At 70.8% G+C, this 17,541-nt stretch carries 20 protein-coding genes; 12 read left to right on the top strand and 8 right to left on the bottom strand.

The genetic code is table 11. The features are described from left to right. Nucleotides 1-62: 62 nt before the first annotated feature. The 3 genes from glf to nth form a co-directional block, all read right to left on the bottom strand. Nucleotides 63-1,232: a UDP-galactopyranose mutase gene (glf, locus tag JMJ55_RS06335; RefSeq protein WP_202824666.1), complete on the bottom strand. Its 1,170-nt coding sequence runs from the start codon at nucleotides 1,230-1,232 to the stop codon at nucleotides 63-65. Then, nucleotides 1,225-2,460, bottom strand: a complete 1,236-nt coding sequence (locus JMJ55_RS06340; RefSeq protein WP_202824667.1) for a glycosyltransferase family 1 protein — start codon at nucleotides 2,458-2,460, stop codon at nucleotides 1,225-1,227. The genes glf and JMJ55_RS06340 overlap by 8 nt, the downstream gene beginning before the upstream one ends. Nucleotides 2,461-2,652: 192 nt before the next feature. Continuing rightward, a complete protein-coding gene (nth, locus tag JMJ55_RS06345; protein ID WP_202824668.1) occupies nucleotides 2,653-3,294 on the bottom strand; it encodes an endonuclease III in 642 nt (213 codons plus the stop codon). Nucleotides 3,295-3,433: 139 nt separating this feature from the next. Between nth and JMJ55_RS06350 the strand changes: the two genes are divergently transcribed. Next, nucleotides 3,434-3,982, top strand: a complete 549-nt coding sequence (locus JMJ55_RS06350; protein ID WP_236033450.1) for a DUF2244 domain-containing protein — start codon at nucleotides 3,434-3,436, stop codon at nucleotides 3,980-3,982. Here the strand turns inward: JMJ55_RS06350 and JMJ55_RS06355 are convergent. The 3 genes from JMJ55_RS06355 to JMJ55_RS06365 all read right to left on the bottom strand — a co-directional run bounded on the left by JMJ55_RS06355 (nucleotide 3,957) and on the right by JMJ55_RS06365 (nucleotide 6,680). Continuing rightward, the gene (locus tag JMJ55_RS06355; RefSeq protein WP_202824670.1) at nucleotides 3,957-4,406 is read right to left on the bottom strand and encodes a helix-turn-helix domain-containing protein; all 450 of its coding nucleotides are present in this window, start codon (nucleotides 4,404-4,406) and stop codon (nucleotides 3,957-3,959) included. The genes JMJ55_RS06350 and JMJ55_RS06355 overlap by 26 nt on opposite strands. A gap of 107 nt (nucleotides 4,407-4,513) precedes the next feature. Continuing rightward, complete coding sequence (gene lnt / locus JMJ55_RS06360; RefSeq protein ID WP_202824671.1) at nucleotides 4,514-6,061, bottom strand: apolipoprotein N-acyltransferase; 1,548 nt, start codon at nucleotides 6,059-6,061, stop codon at nucleotides 4,514-4,516. A gap of 49 nt (nucleotides 6,062-6,110) precedes the next feature. Then, a complete protein-coding gene (locus JMJ55_RS06365) occupies nucleotides 6,111-6,680 on the bottom strand; it encodes a DUF2939 domain-containing protein (RefSeq protein ID WP_202824672.1) in 570 nt (189 codons plus the stop codon). A 154-nt stretch (nucleotides 6,681-6,834) separates the two neighbouring features. Between JMJ55_RS06365 and JMJ55_RS06370 the strand changes: the two genes are divergently transcribed. Further along, nucleotides 6,835-7,482 carry a hypothetical protein gene (locus JMJ55_RS06370; RefSeq protein ID WP_202824673.1) on the top strand — a complete coding sequence of 216 codons (648 nt, stop codon included), beginning with the start codon at nucleotides 6,835-6,837 and terminating at the stop codon, nucleotides 7,480-7,482. A gap of 89 nt (nucleotides 7,483-7,571) precedes the next feature. Then, on the top strand, nucleotides 7,572-8,210 hold the full coding sequence (folE, locus tag JMJ55_RS06375) for a GTP cyclohydrolase I FolE (protein ID WP_202824674.1): 639 nt from the start codon (nucleotides 7,572-7,574) through the stop codon (nucleotides 8,208-8,210). Here the strand turns inward: folE and JMJ55_RS06380 are convergent. Next, nucleotides 8,207-8,806 (bottom strand): RecX family transcriptional regulator, encoded by a 600-nt coding sequence (locus JMJ55_RS06380; protein WP_202824675.1) that lies wholly within the window; start codon nucleotides 8,804-8,806, stop codon nucleotides 8,207-8,209. The genes folE and JMJ55_RS06380 overlap by 4 nt on opposite strands. Nucleotides 8,807-8,896: 90 nt before the next feature. Here JMJ55_RS06380 and JMJ55_RS06385 point away from each other — a divergent pair, with 90 nt between their 5' ends. The 7 genes from JMJ55_RS06385 (at nucleotide 8,897) to JMJ55_RS06415 (ending at nucleotide 14,486) form a co-directional block, all read left to right on the top strand. Then, nucleotides 8,897-9,352, top strand: coding sequence for a GlcG/HbpS family heme-binding protein (locus JMJ55_RS06385; RefSeq protein ID WP_202824676.1), 456 nt, complete (start codon nucleotides 8,897-8,899; stop codon nucleotides 9,350-9,352). A gap of 79 nt (nucleotides 9,353-9,431) precedes the next feature. Further along, nucleotides 9,432-10,127, top strand: a complete 696-nt coding sequence (locus JMJ55_RS06390) for a PRC-barrel domain-containing protein (RefSeq protein ID WP_202824677.1) — start codon at nucleotides 9,432-9,434, stop codon at nucleotides 10,125-10,127. 158 nt (nucleotides 10,128-10,285) lie between these two features. After that, nucleotides 10,286-11,488 (top strand): aspartate aminotransferase family protein, encoded by a 1,203-nt coding sequence (locus tag JMJ55_RS06395; protein ID WP_202824678.1) that lies wholly within the window; start codon nucleotides 10,286-10,288, stop codon nucleotides 11,486-11,488. Then, nucleotides 11,485-12,438 carry an ornithine carbamoyltransferase gene (gene argF, locus JMJ55_RS06400; protein ID WP_202824679.1) on the top strand — a complete coding sequence of 318 codons (954 nt, stop codon included), beginning with the start codon at nucleotides 11,485-11,487 and terminating at the stop codon, nucleotides 12,436-12,438. The genes JMJ55_RS06395 and argF overlap by 4 nt, the downstream gene beginning before the upstream one ends. Before the next feature lie 62 nt (nucleotides 12,439-12,500). Next, nucleotides 12,501-13,481 carry an Hsp33 family molecular chaperone HslO gene (hslO, locus tag JMJ55_RS06405; protein ID WP_202824680.1) on the top strand — a complete coding sequence of 327 codons (981 nt, stop codon included), beginning with the start codon at nucleotides 12,501-12,503 and terminating at the stop codon, nucleotides 13,479-13,481. 44 nt (nucleotides 13,482-13,525) lie between these two features. Beyond that, nucleotides 13,526-14,161: a hypothetical protein gene (locus JMJ55_RS06410; protein WP_202824681.1), complete on the top strand. Its 636-nt coding sequence runs from the start codon at nucleotides 13,526-13,528 to the stop codon at nucleotides 14,159-14,161. 46 nt (nucleotides 14,162-14,207) lie between these two features. Beyond that, nucleotides 14,208-14,486, top strand: a complete 279-nt coding sequence (locus JMJ55_RS06415; protein WP_202824682.1) for a hypothetical protein — start codon at nucleotides 14,208-14,210, stop codon at nucleotides 14,484-14,486. A 10-nt stretch (nucleotides 14,487-14,496) separates the two neighbouring features. Here JMJ55_RS06415 and JMJ55_RS06420 read toward each other — a convergent pair whose 3' ends face one another. Beyond that, nucleotides 14,497-15,399 (bottom strand): fumarylacetoacetate hydrolase family protein, encoded by a 903-nt coding sequence (locus JMJ55_RS06420; RefSeq protein WP_202824683.1) that lies wholly within the window; start codon nucleotides 15,397-15,399, stop codon nucleotides 14,497-14,499. Nucleotides 15,400-15,658: 259 nt separating this feature from the next. Between JMJ55_RS06420 and JMJ55_RS06425 the strand changes: the two genes are divergently transcribed. Together JMJ55_RS06425 and JMJ55_RS31535 are read left to right on the top strand one after the other, a co-directional pair. Continuing rightward, complete coding sequence (locus JMJ55_RS06425) at nucleotides 15,659-16,678, top strand: glycosyl hydrolase family 8 (protein WP_202824684.1); 1,020 nt, start codon at nucleotides 15,659-15,661, stop codon at nucleotides 16,676-16,678. Nucleotides 16,679-16,760: 82 nt separating this feature from the next. Next, a complete protein-coding gene (locus JMJ55_RS31535) occupies nucleotides 16,761-17,537 on the top strand; it encodes a hypothetical protein (protein ID WP_202824685.1) in 777 nt (258 codons plus the stop codon). The last annotated feature ends 4 nt before the right edge of the window (nucleotides 17,538-17,541 follow it).

The following is a 17,541-nucleotide window of genomic DNA, read 5'->3' on the forward strand; positions in this document are numbered from 1 at the left end:
ATCATGCGACCCAAACAATGAACTCAAGCGCGATCCACGATCACCGGATCGCGGATCGTGCTTTAGTCGCCGGCCGCGGCGCGGCGCAGCATCTCGTCGTCATTCGCCGCCTCGGGCGGCAGGCTGGCATCGATGCGGTTGAAGGTCGCCAGGGCCTGACCGACGATCTGGTCCATGTTGTAGTAGCGATAGGTCGCCAGCCGCCCGACGAACCAGACATCCGTCTGCGCATCCGCCAGCGCCTCGTAGCGCTTGTAGAGCGCCTGGTTCTCCGGGCGGGGAATCGGGTAGTACGGATCGCCCTCGCCGCTCGGATATTCCAGCGTGATGGTGGTCTTCGGATGCTGCTGCCCAGTGAGGTGCTTGTACTCGCTGATGCGGGTATAGGGCACTTCCTCGGCCGGGTAGTTCACGGTGCCGACCGGCTGGTATTCCGCCTGGTCCAGCGTCTTGTGCTCGAACCGCAGCGAGCGGTAGGGCAGCTTGCCGTAGCGGAAGCCGAAATACTCATCGACCGGCCCGCTCCAGATCACCCGGCGATGCGGCACCTGGTCGCGGATCTCGGCATAGTCGACGCCGGTGCGGACGGTGATGTTCGGATGCGCCAGCATGCGCTCGAACATCTTGGTGTAGCCTTCGGCCGGCATGGCCTGGAAGGTGTCGGTGAAGTAGCGGTCGTCGGTATTGGTCCGTGTCGGCACGCGGGCGGTGACGGACTTGTCCAGCTCCGACGGGTCGAGCGCCCATTGCTTGCGCGTATAGCCGCGGAAGAACAGCTCGTAGAGCTCCCGCCCGACCTTCGAGACGACGACATCCTCCGAGGTGCGGATCGCATCGACCGTCTCGGCCCGCTCCGCCATCCACTGCTCGACCTCGCTCTCGGTCAGCGAGAGGCCGTAGAGGCTGTTGATGGTGTCGAGGTTGATCGGGATCGGCACCCGCATGGTGTTGCCAGTGCCGGGCTGCTTCACCTCGGCGAGCACGCGATGCTCATAGGGGCGCCAGGAAGTGAAGCGCGAGAGGTAGTCGAAGACCTGCTGCGAGTTGGTGTGGAAGATATGCGGGCCGTAGCGGTGCATCAGCACCCCGGCCTCGTCCAGATGGTCGTAGGCATTGCCGGCGATATGAGGCCGGCGATCGATGACCAGTACCTTCTCCCCGCGCACGGTGGCAAGGCGCTCGGCCAGGACGCTGCCGGCGAAGCCGGCGCCGACGATCAACCAATCAAACATGAGATGCCCTCCGCAGCGTGGTATCGGCAGCGGGGCGCTGGCGCAGCGTGGCGGCGCGCAGCCCGGCTTCGATCTGTCCATCCATTTCGGCCCAGGTCTGGTCCCAGGACATCTGGGCCAGCCGGCGATCGACCTGCTTCAGCCAGGGCGCCCGCGGCCGTTCCAGCACTTGTTGCAGGGCGGCGGCGAAGGTCACCGGCTCCTCGGCGATCTCGACCAGTCCGGCGGTGCCATCCGGCTTCGGGCCCCAGTCGCGCACCACATCAGTGATCGGCGTCGAGACCACGGGCAGGCCGGCGGCGAGGAATTCCGGGGTCTTGGTCGGGCTGATGAAGCGCGTGCTCTCGTTCTGGGCGAAGGGCATGAAGCCGGCATCCCAGCCGCCGAGATAGCGCGGCAGCTCGGCATATTGCCGGCCGCCCAGCCAGTGGATGTTCGACAGGCGCGGCAGCGCCGCCGGGTCGATCTTCACCACCGGTCCGATCATGACGAACTGCCAGTCCGGCCGCGCCGCGGCGAGGGCGCCGACCAGCTCGGCATCCATCCGCTCATCGATCACGCCGAAGAAGCCGATCCGCGGATGCGGGATATCGGCCTGGTCCTCGGGATCCGCCTGGCCGGCCCGGGCCGCGGCGTAATGCGCGGTGTCGATCGAGGAGGGGAAGCAGGAGACCTTCGGATGCCGGTTGCGCTTCGCCTCATAAAGGCTGCGGCCGCCGGTGAAGACCAGGTCGGCCCGGGCCAGCAGCGCCCGCTCCAGCTCCAGCATCCGGGGCGGGGCACCACGGAAGGCCGAAAGCTCATCCATGCAGTCATAGACGGTGAGGTCGGGGTTGAGATGGCCGGCGAATTCCAGCGCCATCGGGGTGTAGAACCAGACCACCATCGGCCGCCCGGCCTCCGGCGCCAGCAGCTCGTCGAGCAGGCTGCGCTGGGCGGCGATGACGGCGTCGCTGGTCAGGCCCTCGGGCAGCAGCGGCACGGCGACGGTCACGCCCTGCGGCGTACGGTTCAGGTCCATCCGCGGCGAGATACCAGGATGGAAGATCGGCTCCTCGACGAAAAGGACTTCGTAGCCCCGGGCGGCGCGCGTCAGCAGGTGTTGCGGTCGCTGGAAAACGAAGTTCCAGCGCAGATGCGACAGGCACAGCAGCAGCGTGGACGGGCGCGCTGCCGGCTGGCCTTGGGCCGAGCTCTGGGCAGCGGTGCCCGGCGGGGCATCGGTCATGAGGGGTCCCTTCTGTTGCAGTCGCCTTGGGACCGCCGGCGGGGAACCCGCCGACAGTGGATCGATCCGGGCACACGAAGCCTGCGGGCGCAGGCCATGCCTACGGATCGGTTATGAACCCATAACGCTGCGGTCACCCCACAGGTTCCCCTCCGGCGGGTGGGCCGGAGCGGCGGCGGCAACGGGAAGGGGTCAGCCGGGGGCGGGCACCTTGTCGCGATAATTGCAATGCGCCGCCGCCGGGCATCGCCAGCATTCGGGCACCCGGGCCTTGCAGACGTAACGCCCGTGCAGGATCAGCCAATGATGGGCATCGCGCAATAATTCGGGAGGGCAACGCTTCACCAGCCCGTCCTCTACCTCCCGCGGCGTCTTGCCGGGTGCAAGACCGGTGCGGTTGCCGAGGCGGAAGATATGGGTATCGACCGCCATGGTGTTCTCGCCGAAGGCGACGTTGAGCACGACATTGGCGGTCTTCCGTCCCACCCCCGGCAGCGCCTCCAGCGCCTCGCGCTCGGCCGGCACCTCGCCGCCATGGCGTTCCAGCAGCAGGCGGGAGAGGGCGGCGACATTCTTCGCCTTGCCCTGCCAGAGGCCGATGGTGCGGATGAAGGGGGCGATGCCCTCGGCGCCGAGCGCGGCCATCTCGGCCGGGCCGGGGGCGGCGGCGAAGAGGGCAGGGGTGCAGCGATTGACCGCCGCATCGGTGGTCTGGGCCGAGAGCACCACCGCCACCAGCAGGGTGAAGGGGGTGGTGTAGAGAAGCTCCGTCTCCGGCTTCGGATTGTGCATCGCCAGGGCGCGGAGAAACTCCGCCGCCTGGGCCGCCGACATCCGCCGGGCCCGGCGCGGCTGTTCCGCCGTGCCGTGCAGCGGCCGGCGGGCAGATGTTTCAGGCGCCGGGACAGCGGGCTTGACGGGAGATCGCGGCATCTTCGGGATTCAGGGCGTGACAGGACCGCCAGCCCATCCCATGTCCGGCCTCGTGATGCCAGCCCCTGCCGAACCCGTGCTGTTCGAAGCCGTCTGCACCCCGTCCCGCAGCCTCGGGCCGCGGGGCATGCGCATCCTGGCGGCAGTGCTGCTGACGCTCTCGGCCGGGACGGGCGGATTCTTCCTAGCGCTCGGCGCCTGGCCGGTCCTCGGCTTCTCGGGCCTGGAGGCGCTATTGGTGCTGGGGCTGATGCTGCTGCACCGGCGCCAGGCCCGGCGGGCGATGGAGGTGCTGATCCTGACCGGGGGGCGCCTGACCATCCACCGGACCGACCGGCGCGGCCGACGGGAGGAGATCGCGATCGATCCCTATTGGGCGCGGTTGCGGCTGGAGGAACGGCCCGGTCGGGTGAGCCTGCTGGTGCTGCGCCAGCGCGGCGAGTCGGTGGAGATCGGTGCCCTGCTGGGCGATGAGCAGAAGCGCGACCTGGCGCGCGCGCTCGGCGAGGCGCTGCGGCGCTGGCGGGAGCCGGTCTTCGACAACCCGCAGCTGCGGGAGCCGCCTATTCCGTCGGCGTCAGGCTCTTGATGAGGTCGAAGACGCGCTTGCGGACCGAGGGGTCGGTGATCCGGTAATAGGCGCGGACGAGTTCCAGCGTCTCCCGCCGGTGCAGCGTGTCGTCTTCGAAGGCGTCCTGGCTGTCGGAGAAGCCCATGGCGCGGCGGACGCCGTTCATGGTGCCGCCCATCGCATCCGGCATGTCGTCGAAGAAGAAGCCGATCGGCACGTCCAGCACGCGGGCGAGGTCGAACAGCCGGCTGGCGCCGATGCGGTTCACCCCACGCTCGTATTTCTGGACCTGCTGGAAGGTGAGGCCGAGCGCTTCGCCGAGCTTCTCCTGACTCATGCCGAGCAGGGTGCGTCGCAACCGGACCCGGGTGCCGACATGCACGTCGATCGGGCTGGGGCGCGGTTCCCGCGCGGTGCGGTCGAGGAGCTCGTCGCTCGGCATGTCCGGTCCATCCAATCCCAGGGAGGGCCGCCGCGGCGCCGCCCGTCATGGTTGTTTTAGGGGTGCAGCAACGAAGCGTCAATACTTTTGAGATTTCTCAATAAAGATCACACCCGCTCCGGGCGCGGCGACTCCATATCGGATACAACCTGACGCCGTAGCAGCCAGGCCAGCACAAGGCAGGCGAGCGCCGCCGCAAGGGGGATCGCCAAGCCGAATCGGGCGAAGGACGGGGGTGCATCCGGCCCCGGCAATGCAACCGCGGCCGTCCCGGCCTGGCCGAGCGGAATCGCCGCCAGCTCCCGACCTCGCGCATCGAAGACCGCCGAGATGCCGGTCTGCGCCGCACGGGCCAGGGGCAGGCCTTCCTCCACCGCCCGCAGCCGCGCCGTGGCGAGATGCTGCCAGGGGCCGGCCGAGATGCCGAACCAGCCGTCATTTGTGATGTTCACCAGCCAGTCCGGTCGGGGGGTGGGGGTGACGGCGGCGGGAAAGATCACCTCGTAGCAGATCAGCGCGCCGAAGGGCGGCAGGCCGGGCGGGGCCAGGCGCTCCGGCCCGGGACCGGCGGAGAAATCCATCCCCCCCGTCACCAGCCGGATCGGCAGCAGGCCCGAGAGCGGCATGTATTCGCCGAAGGGGACGAGATGCGACTTGTCGTAGATCGCCTCGATCCGGCCCGACTGGTCGAGCGCGACCAGGCTGTTGAAGACCTCCCGCAGGGATCCATCCGGGCCCCATTCGGCCCGTACCGTGCCGGCGAGCAGCATGGCGCCGGGCGGCAGGGCAGCGGCGGCCAGGCGCTGCGCCTCGGGGTCCTGGGCGAGGAGGAAGGGGCTCGCCGTCTCCGGCCAGATCGCCACCAGCCGGCGGCCGGCGGCGGCTGCGTCGCGGGCCGCGGCGGCGGTGAGGTCGAGATAGCGCTGGAAATTCGGCATCCGCTGCTCGGGGCGCCACTTCACCTCCTGCGGGATGTTTCCCTGCACGAGGAGGAGCTGCACCGGCTGGTCCGGCGGGGCCGGCTGGCCGAGCCGCCAGGCGCCGAAGCCGGCGAGGCCGGCCAGCAGCAGCGCCGCCCCGGCCCAGGGACGCCAGCCCGGCAGCAGCGGCAGGCCGGCCAGAACCAGGGTCAGCAGCGAGAGGCCATGCACGCCGACCAGGGCGGCCGGCTGCACCGGCAGGGCGGCGAAGGCCCAGACCGTGCCAATCAGATTCCAGGGAAAGCCGGTGAAGAGGAAGCCGCGCGCCAGCTCCGCCAGTACCCAGGCCCCGGCGAAGCCGAGGAGTCGCGGCCAGCCGGCGGGAAGGGCCCGCGCCACGAAGACCGGCGGCAGCACGAAGAGGGCGAGCGGGATGGCCAGCGCCGGCGCGGCCAGCGGTACCAGCCACCAGAAATGCGCCACATCGGTCAGGATGGCATAGGTCACCCAATAGATGCCGGCGATCCAATGCCCCCAGCCCCAGGCGAAGCCGAGCCAAGCGGCGCGGCGCGTATCGGGCGCGGCAGCGATGAGCGCCAGCAGGCCGGGGATGGCCAGCAGCAGCACCGGCACCGCATGCACCGGCGGCAGGGCGAGGGCGGAGAGCAGCCCGAGCGCGAGGGCGGCCAGCAATTGCTGCCGCCAGGGCAGGGCGGTGAGACGGCGGAGGATCACGCCGGCAACTAGCCCGGCCGGGTCGGCCGCGGCAAGCGGCCATCCCGTGTCAGCCGAGCGGCTCGACCCCGACCACCCGCCAGCGCGGCGGCAGCCAGCCCTGGCAGGCCAGGGAGAGCGCCAGGCCGCGCCCCGGCTGGCCGGGACCGGCCAGGATCAGCCGGGCACGGCCGAGGCCGGTCGGCTCCATCTGCGGCGCCGGCCAGGCGGGGCCGAGCCGCGCCTCGGCGAGGGCCAGCAGCCCCTCCGGCGTCCCCAGCCGCTGCTGCACGATCTCTTCCAGCCGGCCGAGGAAGGGATGGGCCGGCGGGTGTGGAGCTGCGCGCAGCGCCCTCCAATCGACCAGCGCTTCCACCGCCGCCCGGTCGCCGCCGCGCAGGGCCTCGGCGATGCCGCCCGCGGCGCGGAGGGGGGCCGCATAGGCGGTGGCGACCAGCAGGACCAGGCTGGCAGCGGTGAGGAGGACCAGCCCGACGCGGCCATTGCGTGCCCGGCTGGCCATTCGGTCGAGCACCGCTGGCGGGGGCGCCTGGGGCTGGCGGGCATCGAAATTCGCCCAGACCTCATCCCAGGGGTCATCGCTGGCGCTTGACCTCGCGCCCAGGCTGCGGGTCATCATGATACGATGCCTGCCGCATCGGCGGCATCGGAGATCTGATTTACGAGAGGCGATCCCATCGCACGCTCCATTGTCTCAGTAGATGGGATTTTGTCTCGTTTATATGAGCGAGGGGTTAAAGTGCGGCCGGCATGCCGATCAGGATGGTGAGGCGATGCGCATTCTCCCGCTGCCCCTGCTGCTCGGCCTGGCGCTGGCTGGCTGCAAGACGCCGACGCCGCAGACCGAGAAGGCCTGGGTCTTCGCCTGCCCCGAGCCGGGCAGCCGGGTGACCTGGGATGATGGCCGCAGCCCCACCTTCACCGGCACCGACCCGGCCGAGCCCGGCCTCTGCACCGCCGAGGCGGGCGGGACGCCGGTGAAGCTGGCCTGGGGCATGGTCGAGGGGGCGAGCTATGAAGGCCGCGGCCACGGACCCGGCATGGCCAGCCTCTTCCCGGCTAGGACCGGGGCCAATGCCGCCTACAATGCCCAGGTCTCCTCGCCGGGCAGCGGCATCCGCTATGAATTCGAGACCCGCTGGCGGGTCGTCGGCTTCGAGAAGCTGGAGGTGCCGGCCGGGCGCTTTGACACGGTGGTGCTGGAGCGGGTGGTGAATGGCACCGGGTCCAACGCCACCCAGAATTTCACCGTGCGCTATTGGCTGGAGGGCGTCTCCGGCATCCTCTTGCAGCGGAAGGTGACGCTGGGCCGCGGGGCTTCCTCCCTGCTGCGCGACCTGAAGGCAACCTCCATCAGCCTGCCCCCGCCGCCGCCCCGGGCCCCGCCGCCGCCCGGAGCGCCCTCTGGCCCGCCAGCCTGAGGTTGTGCAACCCTTCTCCCATTGCAACTTTCCGGCTTCTGCCCAAATGGTAAGGAACCGGCCGGAACGTTGCCTGGGGGGAGAGGGCCATGAACATCCAGACGCCAAGCCACGTCATCGACACCAAGGCCTCGGTCGAAGCCCGGCCGAGCCGGGCGGAGGCGGAGGCGGCGGTGCGGACCCTGCTCCGCTGGTCCGGCGACGACCCGGACCGCGAGGGGCTGGTCGATACCCCGGCCCGCGTCGCCCGCGCCTATGAGGAATTCTTCGCTGGCTACGAGGTGGACCCGGTCGAGCTCCTCGCCCGCTCCTTCGAGGAGACGGATGGCTATGACGAGATGGTCGTCCTGCGCGACATCCGCGTCGAGAGCCATTGCGAGCACCACATGGTCCCGATCATCGGCCGGGCGCATATCGCCTATCTGCCCGCCGGCCGCGTCGTCGGGATCAGCAAGCTGGCCCGCGTGCTCGAGGTCTATGCCAAGCGGCTGCAGATCCAGGAGAAGCTGACCGCGCAGGTCGCCAATTGCATCAACGACGTGCTGAAGCCGAAGGGCGTCGCGGTGGTGATCGAGGCGGCGCACCAGTGCATGACGACGCGGGGCATCCACAAGCCCGGCGTCACCATGGTGACCAGCCGGATGCTCGGCGCCTTCCGCGACGATCCCTCCACCCGGCGGGAATTCCTGGCGATGATCGGCGGCCAGCGGAGCTCCGCCGAGGGCTAGGACTGCCGCAGCCGGGTGAGGCGGTCCTCCGCCTCCTCCGGCGGCATGTCGAGCGCCGTTTCCGCCACCTCCCGCCCGAAGCCGGCGCGGGCGAGGGCGGCGAGGGCCTTCAGCCGCGCCTCCCGCGGCATCGGCTCCGGTGCGAAGGGGCCGATCCGCCGGCGGCGGCATTGCGCCAGCGCGGCGTCGATCTCAGCGCCTTCGGATTCGGGCAGGGCGGCCGCAGCCACCTCCCGCGCCACACCCTTGCCGGCGAGATGCGCGGCGATGGCGCGGCGGGACCGGCCGGAACGGGCCAGGCGCCGCGCCCGCGATTCGGCGAAGGCGGCATCATCCACCGCGCCGAGCGCCACCATCTGCCGTGCCACCTGCGCTGCCAGCGCCCGCGCCGCCGCGGCTGGCGTGGGGTCCAAGCCCTCGGCCTCGGCCCGCCGCGCCCAACGGTCCACCCGGCGTTGCAGCACCCGGCGCAATCCGACCTCGGTCGCGGCGAAACGGGCGAGATGCGCCAGCGCGGCCTCGCGCAGCGCCGCCTCGGTCGGGGGCGGGCCGGCGGGGCGGGGGGAGCGGGGCCCCTTTGGTCGCTCTTTCGTCATGCGCTCCATCCTGCCACGCCGCCGCCAGGGCTGGCGAACCACTCGGGTCGCAGGCATAGGGGCGCGGAAATCGTACCCAGGGAGTCCTGCATGGCCCGCTACCCGACCAATGGCCTGAGCCTCGACCAGGCCAATGCCATCACCGCCGCCGCCCTCGCCAAGGGGCGGGAACTGGGCCTGATGCCGCTGACCGTGGTGGTGCTGGATGCGGGTGGGCAGGTGAAGTCGGTCCAGCGGGAGGATGGCGCCTCGCTGCTCCGGCCGGAGATCGCGCTCGGCAAGGCCTATGGCGTGCTGGCGCTCGGCCTCGGCGGGCGGGAGCTGGCGCGGCGGGCCCAGGCGATGCAGGGCTTCATGAATGCGCTCTCGGATCTCTCGGGTGGCCGCGCCGTGCCAGTGCCGGGCGGCGTGCTGGTCTGCGATGCCGGAGGGGTGATCCTCGGCGCGGTCGGCATCAGCGGCGATGCCTCGGCCCAGGATGAGGTCTGCGCCATGGCGGGAATCGCCGCGGCCGGGCTGAGCGCCGAAACGGGTGATCCGGCCTAGCGGCAACCGGCAGTCATTCCGGCCGTTGCTGAGGCCTCACCCGGTCCTGCCGGGGTAAGCCAAGGAAGGTAACGCCGGAATGACCAATCGCACCCAATGGATCGCCATGACTGCCGCCGCGGGCCTGCTCGCGCTGCCCTGCCTCGCCCTCGGGCAGACCGCGCCGCAGGCCAACCCGCCCGGCACCCCGCCGAATCGCGTCGATTCCATGAACGGCGCCCGCACCAACACGGATGGCACCCCCGGCAACCCGCCGAGCACCGCGACCCAGCGCGGCGTCGATTCCACGACCGGCAACCGCACCCCGGCCGATGGCACCCCCGGCAACCCGCCCGGCACGGCGGCCGGCCGCGCGGTGGACCGGGCGCTCGGCACCAATACCACGGGCGCGCATCCGGAGAACGAGCGCAACCGCACGGCTTCGCCCGCCAATACCGGCGCCGCGACCGGCACCCTCGCGGTGGACAGCGCCGCGCTGCATAACGGCCGGCGGGCCAGCAAGGTGATCGGCTCCGCCGTCTACAACGAGAACAATGAGAGCATCGGCGAGGTGGACGACATCCTGATCCCGCCGGGCGGGACCTCCCCAGTTGCGGTGATCTCGGTCGGCGGCTTCCTCGGCATCGGCGCCAAGCTGGTGGCGGTGCCCTATGACCGGCTGAACATGGCCGCCAACAGCAATGGCCGCTGGACCCTGACCGGCGCCACCAAGGAAAGCCTCGGCAGCCTGCCGACCTTCACCTATGAAGGTACGGCAACCGACCGTCGCGGCTGAACGAAGGGCGAGCGGGGCTTCGATTCCCCGCCCGCTTTCGCCGTTTTTCACCGCGGGATGGTTTGACGCGGCGGTCCGAATGCGGCCAAATCCCCGGCTTCTCCCGCCAGGGCCCGCGATCGACGCAGGGTAGGGGAGAAGTCAGGAGCCCAGAGCCCGTGATCCCGTCCTTGATGCCCACCTACAACCGCGCCGACCTCGCCTTCGAGCGGGGCGAGGGCGCCTGGCTGTGGACGGCGGATGGGCGACGATTCCTGGATTTCGGCTCCGGCATCGCCACCGCCTCCATCGGCCATGCGCATCCGCATCTGGTGCAGGCCATCGCCGAGCAGGCGGGGCGGGTGATGCACACCTCGAACCTCTACCGCATCCCGCAGGCCGAGCGGCTGGCGGCGCGGCTGGTCGAGACCTCCTTCGCCGACAGCGTCTTCTTCTGCAATTCGGGCGCCGAGGCGAATGAGGGAATGATCAAGGCCGTCCGCAAATACCATGCGGAGAACGGCCATCCCGAGCGTTTCGTGACGATCTGCTTCGAGGGCGCCTTCCATGGCCGGACCCTCGCAACGCTGGCCGCCACGGGCAACGAGAAATACCTCGCCGGCTTCGGCCCGCCGGTGCAGGGCTTCAAGCATGTGCCCTTCGGCAACATGAACGCGGTCCGCGACGCCATCGACGGCACGACGGCGGCGATCATGGTCGAGCCGATCCAGGGCGAGGGCGGCGTGCGCCCGGCCTCGCTCGACTTCCTCCGCGCGCTGCGCGCCGCGGCGGATGAGTTCGGCATCCTCCTCGCCCTCGATGAGGTGCAGACCGGCATGGGCCGTTCCGGCAAGCTCTGGGCCCATCAATGGGCCGGGATCGAGCCGGATGTCATGTCCTCGGCCAAGGGCATCGGCGGCGGCTTCCCGCTCGGCGCGATCCTGGCCAAGGAGCGGGTGGCGCAATACCTGAAGCCCGGCACCCATGGCAGCACCTATGGCGGCAACCCGCTGGCCTGCGCCGCGGGCAATGCCGTGCTGGACGTGATCCTCGCCCTCGGCTTCCTGGATGGCGTCGATCGCGTGGCGCGGCATCTCTGGCACGGGTTGCGCGAACTGGCCCATCGCCATCCGGCGGTGGCCGAGGGCGTGCAGGGCGCCGGCCTGCTGCTCGGCCTCAAGCTGCGGCCGGAGGTCTCGAATGGCGAGATGCAGAATGCCGCAGTGGCGGAGGGGCTGCTGACCGTCGCGGCCGGGATGAATGTGCTGCGGCTCGCGCCGCCGCTCATTATCACCGAGGCCGAGGCCGATGAGGCGCTGCAGCTGCTCGACCGCACCTGCCTGCGCTGCACCCCGTCCCAGGCCCGGGACGCGGCGAAATGAGCGCGGCGCTGAAGCCCATGGCCGGCGGGGGGGAGCATCCCCCCCGCCACTTCCTCGAGCTGATGGATTTCGAGCCGGCAACGCTGCGCCGCATGCTCGACCTCGCCGCGCAGACCAAGCGCGGCCTCGGCGCCAAGCCGCTCGCCGGCAAGACGGTGGCGCTGATCTTCGAGAAGCCCTCCACCCGCACCCGCGTCAGCTTCGAGGTCGGCATCCGCCAGCTCGGCGGCGATGTGGTCTATCTGAACGCGCGGGACATGCAGTCCTCCCGCGGCGAGGAGCTGAGCGACACCGCCAAGGTCCTCTCGCGCTATGTGGACGCCATCATGATGCGGACGCATGACGTGAACCGCATCCGCGAGATGGCAGCGCATGCGACGGTGCCGGTCATCAACGGCCTGACCGACATCTCGCATCCCTGCCAACTCATGGCCGATGTGCTCACCTTCGAGGAACATCGCGGCCCGATCGCCGGCCAGGTGGTGGCCTGGGTCGGCGACGGGAACAATGTCGCGCAGAGCTTCATCCAGGCCGCCGCGCGCTTCGGCTTCACCCTGCGCCTGGCGACGCCGGCCGCGCTGCGCCCGCCGCAATGGGTCATCGACTGGGCCCGCGCCCAGGGCGCGACCATCGAGCTGACCGAGGATCCGGTCGAGGCCGTCCGCGGCGCCCGCTGCGTCGTGACCGATGCCTGGGTCTCGATGAATGACGAGACCGGCGACGGCTCGGCGCCCAACCGTCACAACCTCCTCGCCCCCTATCAGGTGACGCCGGAGCTGATGCGGCATGCCGCGCCGGACGCCATCTTCCAGCACTGCCTCCCGGCCCATCGCGGCGAGGAGGTGGCGGCGGAGGTGATCGACGGGCCGCAAAGCGTCGTCTTCGACGAGGCGGAGAACCGGCTGCATGCGCAGAAGGGCGTGCTGCTCTGGGCCCTCGGCGCCGGCTGACCGGGTGGGCGAAGGCGGTCCGGCCTCCTATCTAAGGGGCCGAATCACCGAGGCCCCCTGAATTGTCCGACCCCACCCAGCCTTCCGCCAAGCCCGATTTCCTCCAGCATGACCGGCCGCCCGTGCCGGATATCAGCCTGCCGCGCGGCATCCAGCCCTTCCACCTGGCGGACCAGCCGGTGCGCGGCCGGCTGATCCGGCTCGGCCCGCTGGCCGATGCGCTGCTGACCCGGCACGAGAACCACCCCCAGGTGACGAAGCTCGCCGGGGAGGCGCTGGCGCTGACCGCCGGCCTCGCCGGGGCGCTGAAATACCGGGGCAGCTTCTCCCTCCAGGCCAAGGGTGATGGCCCGGTCTCCATGCTGCTCGCCGATTGCACCGAAGGCGGGGCGCTGCGCGGCTATGCAAGGGCGGATGCCGAGGCGCTGGCGCGGCTGCTGGCGCGCGACCCGATCGGCGATGCGGCGGCGCTGCTCGGCCGCGGCTACCTCGCCTTCACCTGCGACCAGGGTCCGGACATGGACCGCTACCAGGGCATCGTCGAGATCAAGGGCCTGACCCTCGCGGCGATGACCGGCCACTACTTCGATACCTCGGAGCAGCTCCGCGCCCATGTCCGCCTCGCCTGCGACCGGACCGAGGCCGGCTGGCGGGCCAGCGCCCTGATCATGGAGCGAGTGGCGGGGGAGGGCGGCATCGCGCCCGAGCTGGATGCCGGGGCGCAGGAGGAAGCCTGGCGCACCGCCCTGGCCCTGGCCGCGACCCTGACCGATGCCGAGCTGCTGGATGACGCGCTGCCCTCGCATGCGCTGCTGCACCGGCTCTTCCATGCCGAGGGGCTGCAGCTCGACCGGCCGCGGCCGCTCTCCTATGGCTGCCGCTGCTCGCGCTCCCGCCTCGCCGGCGTGCTGGCGAGCTTCGGCGGGAACGATCTCGACCACATGGCGCAGGAGGACGGGGCGATCACAATGACCTGCGAATTCTGCAATCTGGACTTCCGCTTCGATCGTGCGGAGGTGCGGGGTAGCGGGACTGGGGGCTGAGCCGTTACACTATTCGTCCCGATTTCCCCGGAGGACGCTTCCGCATGACCGACCGGCGCGGCCTGCTGCTGCCCCTGCTCGTCGCTGCCTGCGGCGGCCGGCCCGAACCCGTGCCGCTGCCGCCCGGGCCGCTCTCCTACAAGCATCTCACGCCGCTGCCGCTGAACGTCGCCAGCATCGAGATCGGGCAGGAGCCGCCTCTGGCGATCCCCGGCGATATCGGCGCCCGGCTCTCGCCCTCGGCGGCGGAGGCGGTGCGGGTCATGGCACGGGACCGGCTGATCGCCGTCGGCACCACCGGCCAGGCGAATTTCAGCGTGACCCAGGCGCAGCTGGTCCAGGCGCGCGATTCGCTGAATTGCCTGCTCGCCTGCCGGCTCGAGATTCTCTCCTCCCTCGGCAGCCGGCTCGGCTTCGTCGAGGCGCAGTCCCGCCGTGCCGTCAGCGGGCCGGATGCGAACCGGCCGAACGCGCCGGAAGCGCTGCTGCGGCGGACGATGGACGACCTGAATGTGGAGTTCGAATTCCAGCTCCGCCGCACCCTGCGCGACTGGCTTTCCGCCACCGCGCCGAATGCGGATGGCGGCTTGGCGGCGCCGGCGCCCGCGCCGGTGAGCCAGGAGGATCTGCCGCCCGGGCCCGGCACGGCGCCGTCGCGGCGCGAAACGTTACCGCCCTGAACGGCAGCGGCGGGAACCGGGGCCGGCGCCGGGCGATTCAGCCGGCATGCACATCCTTCGCGCCAGCGGCCTCCTGGCCGCGACCCTGACCCTTTCGGCCTGCATGGTGCGGGTGCCGGTGAGCGAGCAGCCGCCGCCGCGCTATGCCACGGCCTCCCCCTATGCCGCATCGGCGCCGGGCGCCTACCGCCCGGCCGATCCGTATTGCGCCGAGGCCGAAGCCGTGGCGGCGGATCAGGCCATGCGGGCCGATGTGACCGGCCGTGGCCGCGATGCCCGTCGGGCCGAGCGCACCGAGCAATATGCCCGGCGCGACTGCCGGTAGCCTCGTCGCCTCAGGCGGGCTGGACGGTATTGGTCAGCGTCCCGATGCCGTCGATCTCGCAGCGGATGACATCGCCCGGCTTCAGGGTACGCGGCGGCTGCATGGCATAGCCGACGCCCTCCGGCGTGCCGCTGATGATCACGTCGCCCGGCTTCAGGGTGAAGCCGATCGAGAGCTGGCGGATGATCTCCTTCACGTCGAAGATCATCTTGCTGGTATGGCTGTCCTGCCGCTTCTCGCCATTCACGTAGCAACGGATGCCGGTGTTCAGCGCGTCCAGCTCCTCGGCCGGGATGATCCAGGGGCCGAGCGGGCAGGAGCGATCCAGCGACTTGCCCTTGAACCACTGGCCGTAGCGGCGCTGCAGGTCGCGGCCGGTGACGTCATTGCCGATGGTCCAGCCGAAGACATGGGACAGCGCATCCTCGGCGCTGATATCGGCCCCCTCGCGGCCGATGATGACGGCCAGCTCGACCTCGTAGTCCAGCCACTGCGTGGTGTTGGTGTGCGGCGGGATCAGCTCGTCCGGGCCGATGACGGTGTCCGGCGCCTTGGTGAAGAATTGCGGGTATTTCGGCAGCTCGCTGCTGGTGATGCCGCGGGTGCGGTCGCCCTCCGCGACATGGTCCATGTAGTTGCGGCCGACGCAGAAGACGTTGCGGCGGGGGCGGGGGATCGGCGCCAGCAGCCGCCAGCCGCCGGCCGGCAGCACCGCGCCGGGCGGCGGGGCGGCGGCCAGGGCGCGCACGGCGGCCAGGGCGGCGGGCCCCGCTTCGATCAGCGTCAGCATATCGGTCACCTGGGCGGCGAGCGCCCCGTTCGCCGCGGTGGCGAGGTCGAGCATGCGGCCATCCTCGAGCACGGCGCCGAGGCGCGTCCCCTTGGCATCGGTGAAGGTGGCGAGCTTGGTCATGGATGAGTCTCCCCTGGATGATGGCTGTCGGCGCCCAGGGGACCGCGTGTGCCGCCGGGTGGCAAGCCCCCCGATCGCGGGGAGTTGCAATCCAAATGGATGCATCAGTGGCGATGTCGGCAACCTTGAGTTGCTAGAGGCGCGGCCTGCTTGTAAATGGGGGTATAAGCCAACAGGGTTGTGCCGCGTGCCGCTCGCAAGCGTTCCCGAGTCCTCGCCATCCCACCCGGGTCGTCGCGCCGTTCTGGCCGGACTTGGCATGCTGGCCGGCGCGGGCCATGCCCTGGCCCAGCCGAGCGATGCGAGCCGTGCCGAATGGCGGGCCTTCCAGTCCCGCTTCCTGGCGGCCGATGGGCGGGTGGTCGATACCGGCAATGGCGGCGTCTCGCATTCGGAAGGGCAGGGCTGGGCCCTGTTCTTTGCCGTCCGCGCCGATGACCAGGCCGCCTTCCAGCGAATCCTCGGCTGGACCCGGCGGGTGCTGAAGCGGCCGCGGGACGAGTTGCATGCCTGGCGCTACCGCCCCGAGGCGGCGATGCCGGTCGAGGATCTGAACAACGCCACCGATGGCGACATCTTCATCGCCTGGGCGCTGCTGGAAGCCGGCGAGCGCTGGGGCAATGCCGAGTACACGGCGATCGGCATCGCCATCGCGCGCGACATCCTGCGGCACCTGGTGCGGCGGGCGGGCGCCTTCAGCGTGCTGCTGCCGGGGGCACGCGGCTTCGAACATGCCGGCACCACCATCATCAACCCGTCCTACTATGTCTTCCCGGCCTTCTCGGCGCTGGCGCGGGCGGTGCCCGACCGGGCCTGGGTGCGGGTCGCGGCGGATGGGCTGGTCCTGCTGCGGGCCAGCCGCTTCGGCCGCTGGGGCCTGCCTCCGGACTGGGCGGTGCTCAGCAAGGCGGATGGCGAGGTGAAACTGCCGCAGAGCTGGCCGCCGCGATTCTCCTTCGATGCGGTGCGGGTGCCCCTCTATCTGGCCTGGGCGGGACTCGGGGCGGAGCCTGCCATGGGACGGGCGCGTAATTTCTGGACGGACCCATCCCATCCCTTCGTCCCGGCCTGGACCGATCTCGAAAGCGACCTCCTGGCTCCTTATCCGGCTTCGCCAGGGGTCATGGCCGTCGCCCGGCTGGCCAGCCAGCAACGCGGAAACGCGCTTCCCGCCTTGCAAAGCCTCGCTTCTGTGGTTTCCGCACCCGACTACTACTCGGCTGCCCTGAGCCTCCTGGTTCGCTTCGCCTGGGGGGATGCCGAAGCTGCGGCAGGTTAATTAACGTCTCACAAGATAAAAACCTGTTCCGTTTTCTGACCCCTCGCGGCATCTTGTCCGCGATACGGGGAACCATTTTGTGATGGCGCAGGACTCCGACGTCGCCAGGGTGGCTGCGGCCCTCAAGGCACCTGGGATCCGCTATAGAAGCTTCGGCAATGATCCGGTGCGTGGGGCCACGCCGCCGGCTGACAATGCTGCGGGCGCCTTACCCGATCATGACCGCGTCCCGGAGGATGCCGCACCTCCCGCGCCGCAGCCTGCCGCACAGGCACCGCAGCCGGTCGAGCCGCCGGCCGCCAGGGCCATCCCCGACCGCATCGTCTATGCCCCGCCGGCGATGCCGGAGGCGCCGGCCCCACAGCCCGTCGCCCAGCCGGCCTATGCCGTGCCGCCCCAATTGCCGCCATCTCCCCCCGCGCCGTCCGCCTTCGTGGCGCAGCATCAGACGTCCCCGGCACCGCCCTCCTTCACGGCGCAGCCCTATATTCCGTCGGCGCCGCCCGGCTACCCGCCGCCGCAGGCCTATGCCGCGCCGGCCTATCCGCCGGCCGGCCCGCCGCCCAGCTTCGCGCCGATGCAGCCTGCCATGCCGCCTCCCGCTCCGGCGCCTGTCCCCACGCCGGCGCCCTATCGCCTGCTCGAGGCGCTTGGCCGGCCGGATGACGTGATGCCGCAGGGCGCGGCCCTGGCTCTCGGGCCGATGGAGGGGCGGCGGGCTGATGGCCTGTTGCCGGCCGCCCTGGTGACGCTGCCCCTGGCCGAGGTGTTGCGTCTGGTCGCGGCCGGCCCGCCGATCACGGCCGCTTCCCCCTTCGCCGCCTTCCGGATCCCGGGCAACTCGCCCAGCGGCCGGTAGCGGA

The sequence above is a fragment of the Belnapia mucosa genome, from assembly GCF_016775475.1.
GTDB classification, from domain to species: domain Bacteria; phylum Pseudomonadota; class Alphaproteobacteria; order Acetobacterales; family Acetobacteraceae; genus Belnapia; species Belnapia mucosa.

Excerpts from the sequence above, each read along its gene's own strand:
- glf (WP_202824666.1), bottom strand. The coding sequence starts at position 1,232 with ATGTTTGATTGGTTGATCGTCGGCGCCGGCTTCGCCGGCAGCGTCCTG.
- JMJ55_RS06340 (WP_202824667.1), bottom strand. The coding sequence starts at position 2,460 with ATGACCGATGCCCCGCCGGGCACCGCTGCCCAGAGCTCGGCCCAAGGC.
- nth (WP_202824668.1), bottom strand. The coding sequence starts at position 3,294 with ATGTCGGCGGCCCAGGCGGCGGAGTTTCTCCGCGCCCTGGCGATGCAC.
- JMJ55_RS06350 (WP_236033450.1), top strand. The coding sequence starts at position 3,434 with ATGTCCGGCCTCGTGATGCCAGCCCCTGCCGAACCCGTGCTGTTCGAA.
- JMJ55_RS06355 (WP_202824670.1), bottom strand. The coding sequence starts at position 4,406 with ATGCCGAGCGACGAGCTCCTCGACCGCACCGCGCGGGAACCGCGCCCC.
- JMJ55_RS06365 (WP_202824672.1), bottom strand. The coding sequence starts at position 6,680 with ATGATGACCCGCAGCCTGGGCGCGAGGTCAAGCGCCAGCGATGACCCC.
- JMJ55_RS06370 (WP_202824673.1), top strand. The coding sequence starts at position 6,835 with ATGCGCATTCTCCCGCTGCCCCTGCTGCTCGGCCTGGCGCTGGCTGGC.
- folE (WP_202824674.1), top strand. The coding sequence starts at position 7,572 with ATGAACATCCAGACGCCAAGCCACGTCATCGACACCAAGGCCTCGGTC.
- JMJ55_RS06380 (WP_202824675.1), bottom strand. The coding sequence starts at position 8,806 with ATGACGAAAGAGCGACCAAAGGGGCCCCGCTCCCCCCGCCCCGCCGGC.
- JMJ55_RS06385 (WP_202824676.1), top strand. The coding sequence starts at position 8,897 with ATGGCCCGCTACCCGACCAATGGCCTGAGCCTCGACCAGGCCAATGCC.
- JMJ55_RS06390 (WP_202824677.1), top strand. The coding sequence starts at position 9,432 with ATGACCAATCGCACCCAATGGATCGCCATGACTGCCGCCGCGGGCCTG.
- argF (WP_202824679.1), top strand. The coding sequence starts at position 11,485 with ATGAGCGCGGCGCTGAAGCCCATGGCCGGCGGGGGGGAGCATCCCCCC.
- JMJ55_RS06410 (WP_202824681.1), top strand. The coding sequence starts at position 13,526 with ATGACCGACCGGCGCGGCCTGCTGCTGCCCCTGCTCGTCGCTGCCTGC.
- JMJ55_RS06415 (WP_202824682.1), top strand. The coding sequence starts at position 14,208 with ATGCACATCCTTCGCGCCAGCGGCCTCCTGGCCGCGACCCTGACCCTT.
- JMJ55_RS06420 (WP_202824683.1), bottom strand. The coding sequence starts at position 15,399 with ATGACCAAGCTCGCCACCTTCACCGATGCCAAGGGGACGCGCCTCGGC.
- JMJ55_RS06425 (WP_202824684.1), top strand. The coding sequence starts at position 15,659 with ATGCTGGCCGGCGCGGGCCATGCCCTGGCCCAGCCGAGCGATGCGAGC.
- JMJ55_RS31535 (WP_202824685.1), top strand. The coding sequence starts at position 16,761 with ATGGCGCAGGACTCCGACGTCGCCAGGGTGGCTGCGGCCCTCAAGGCA.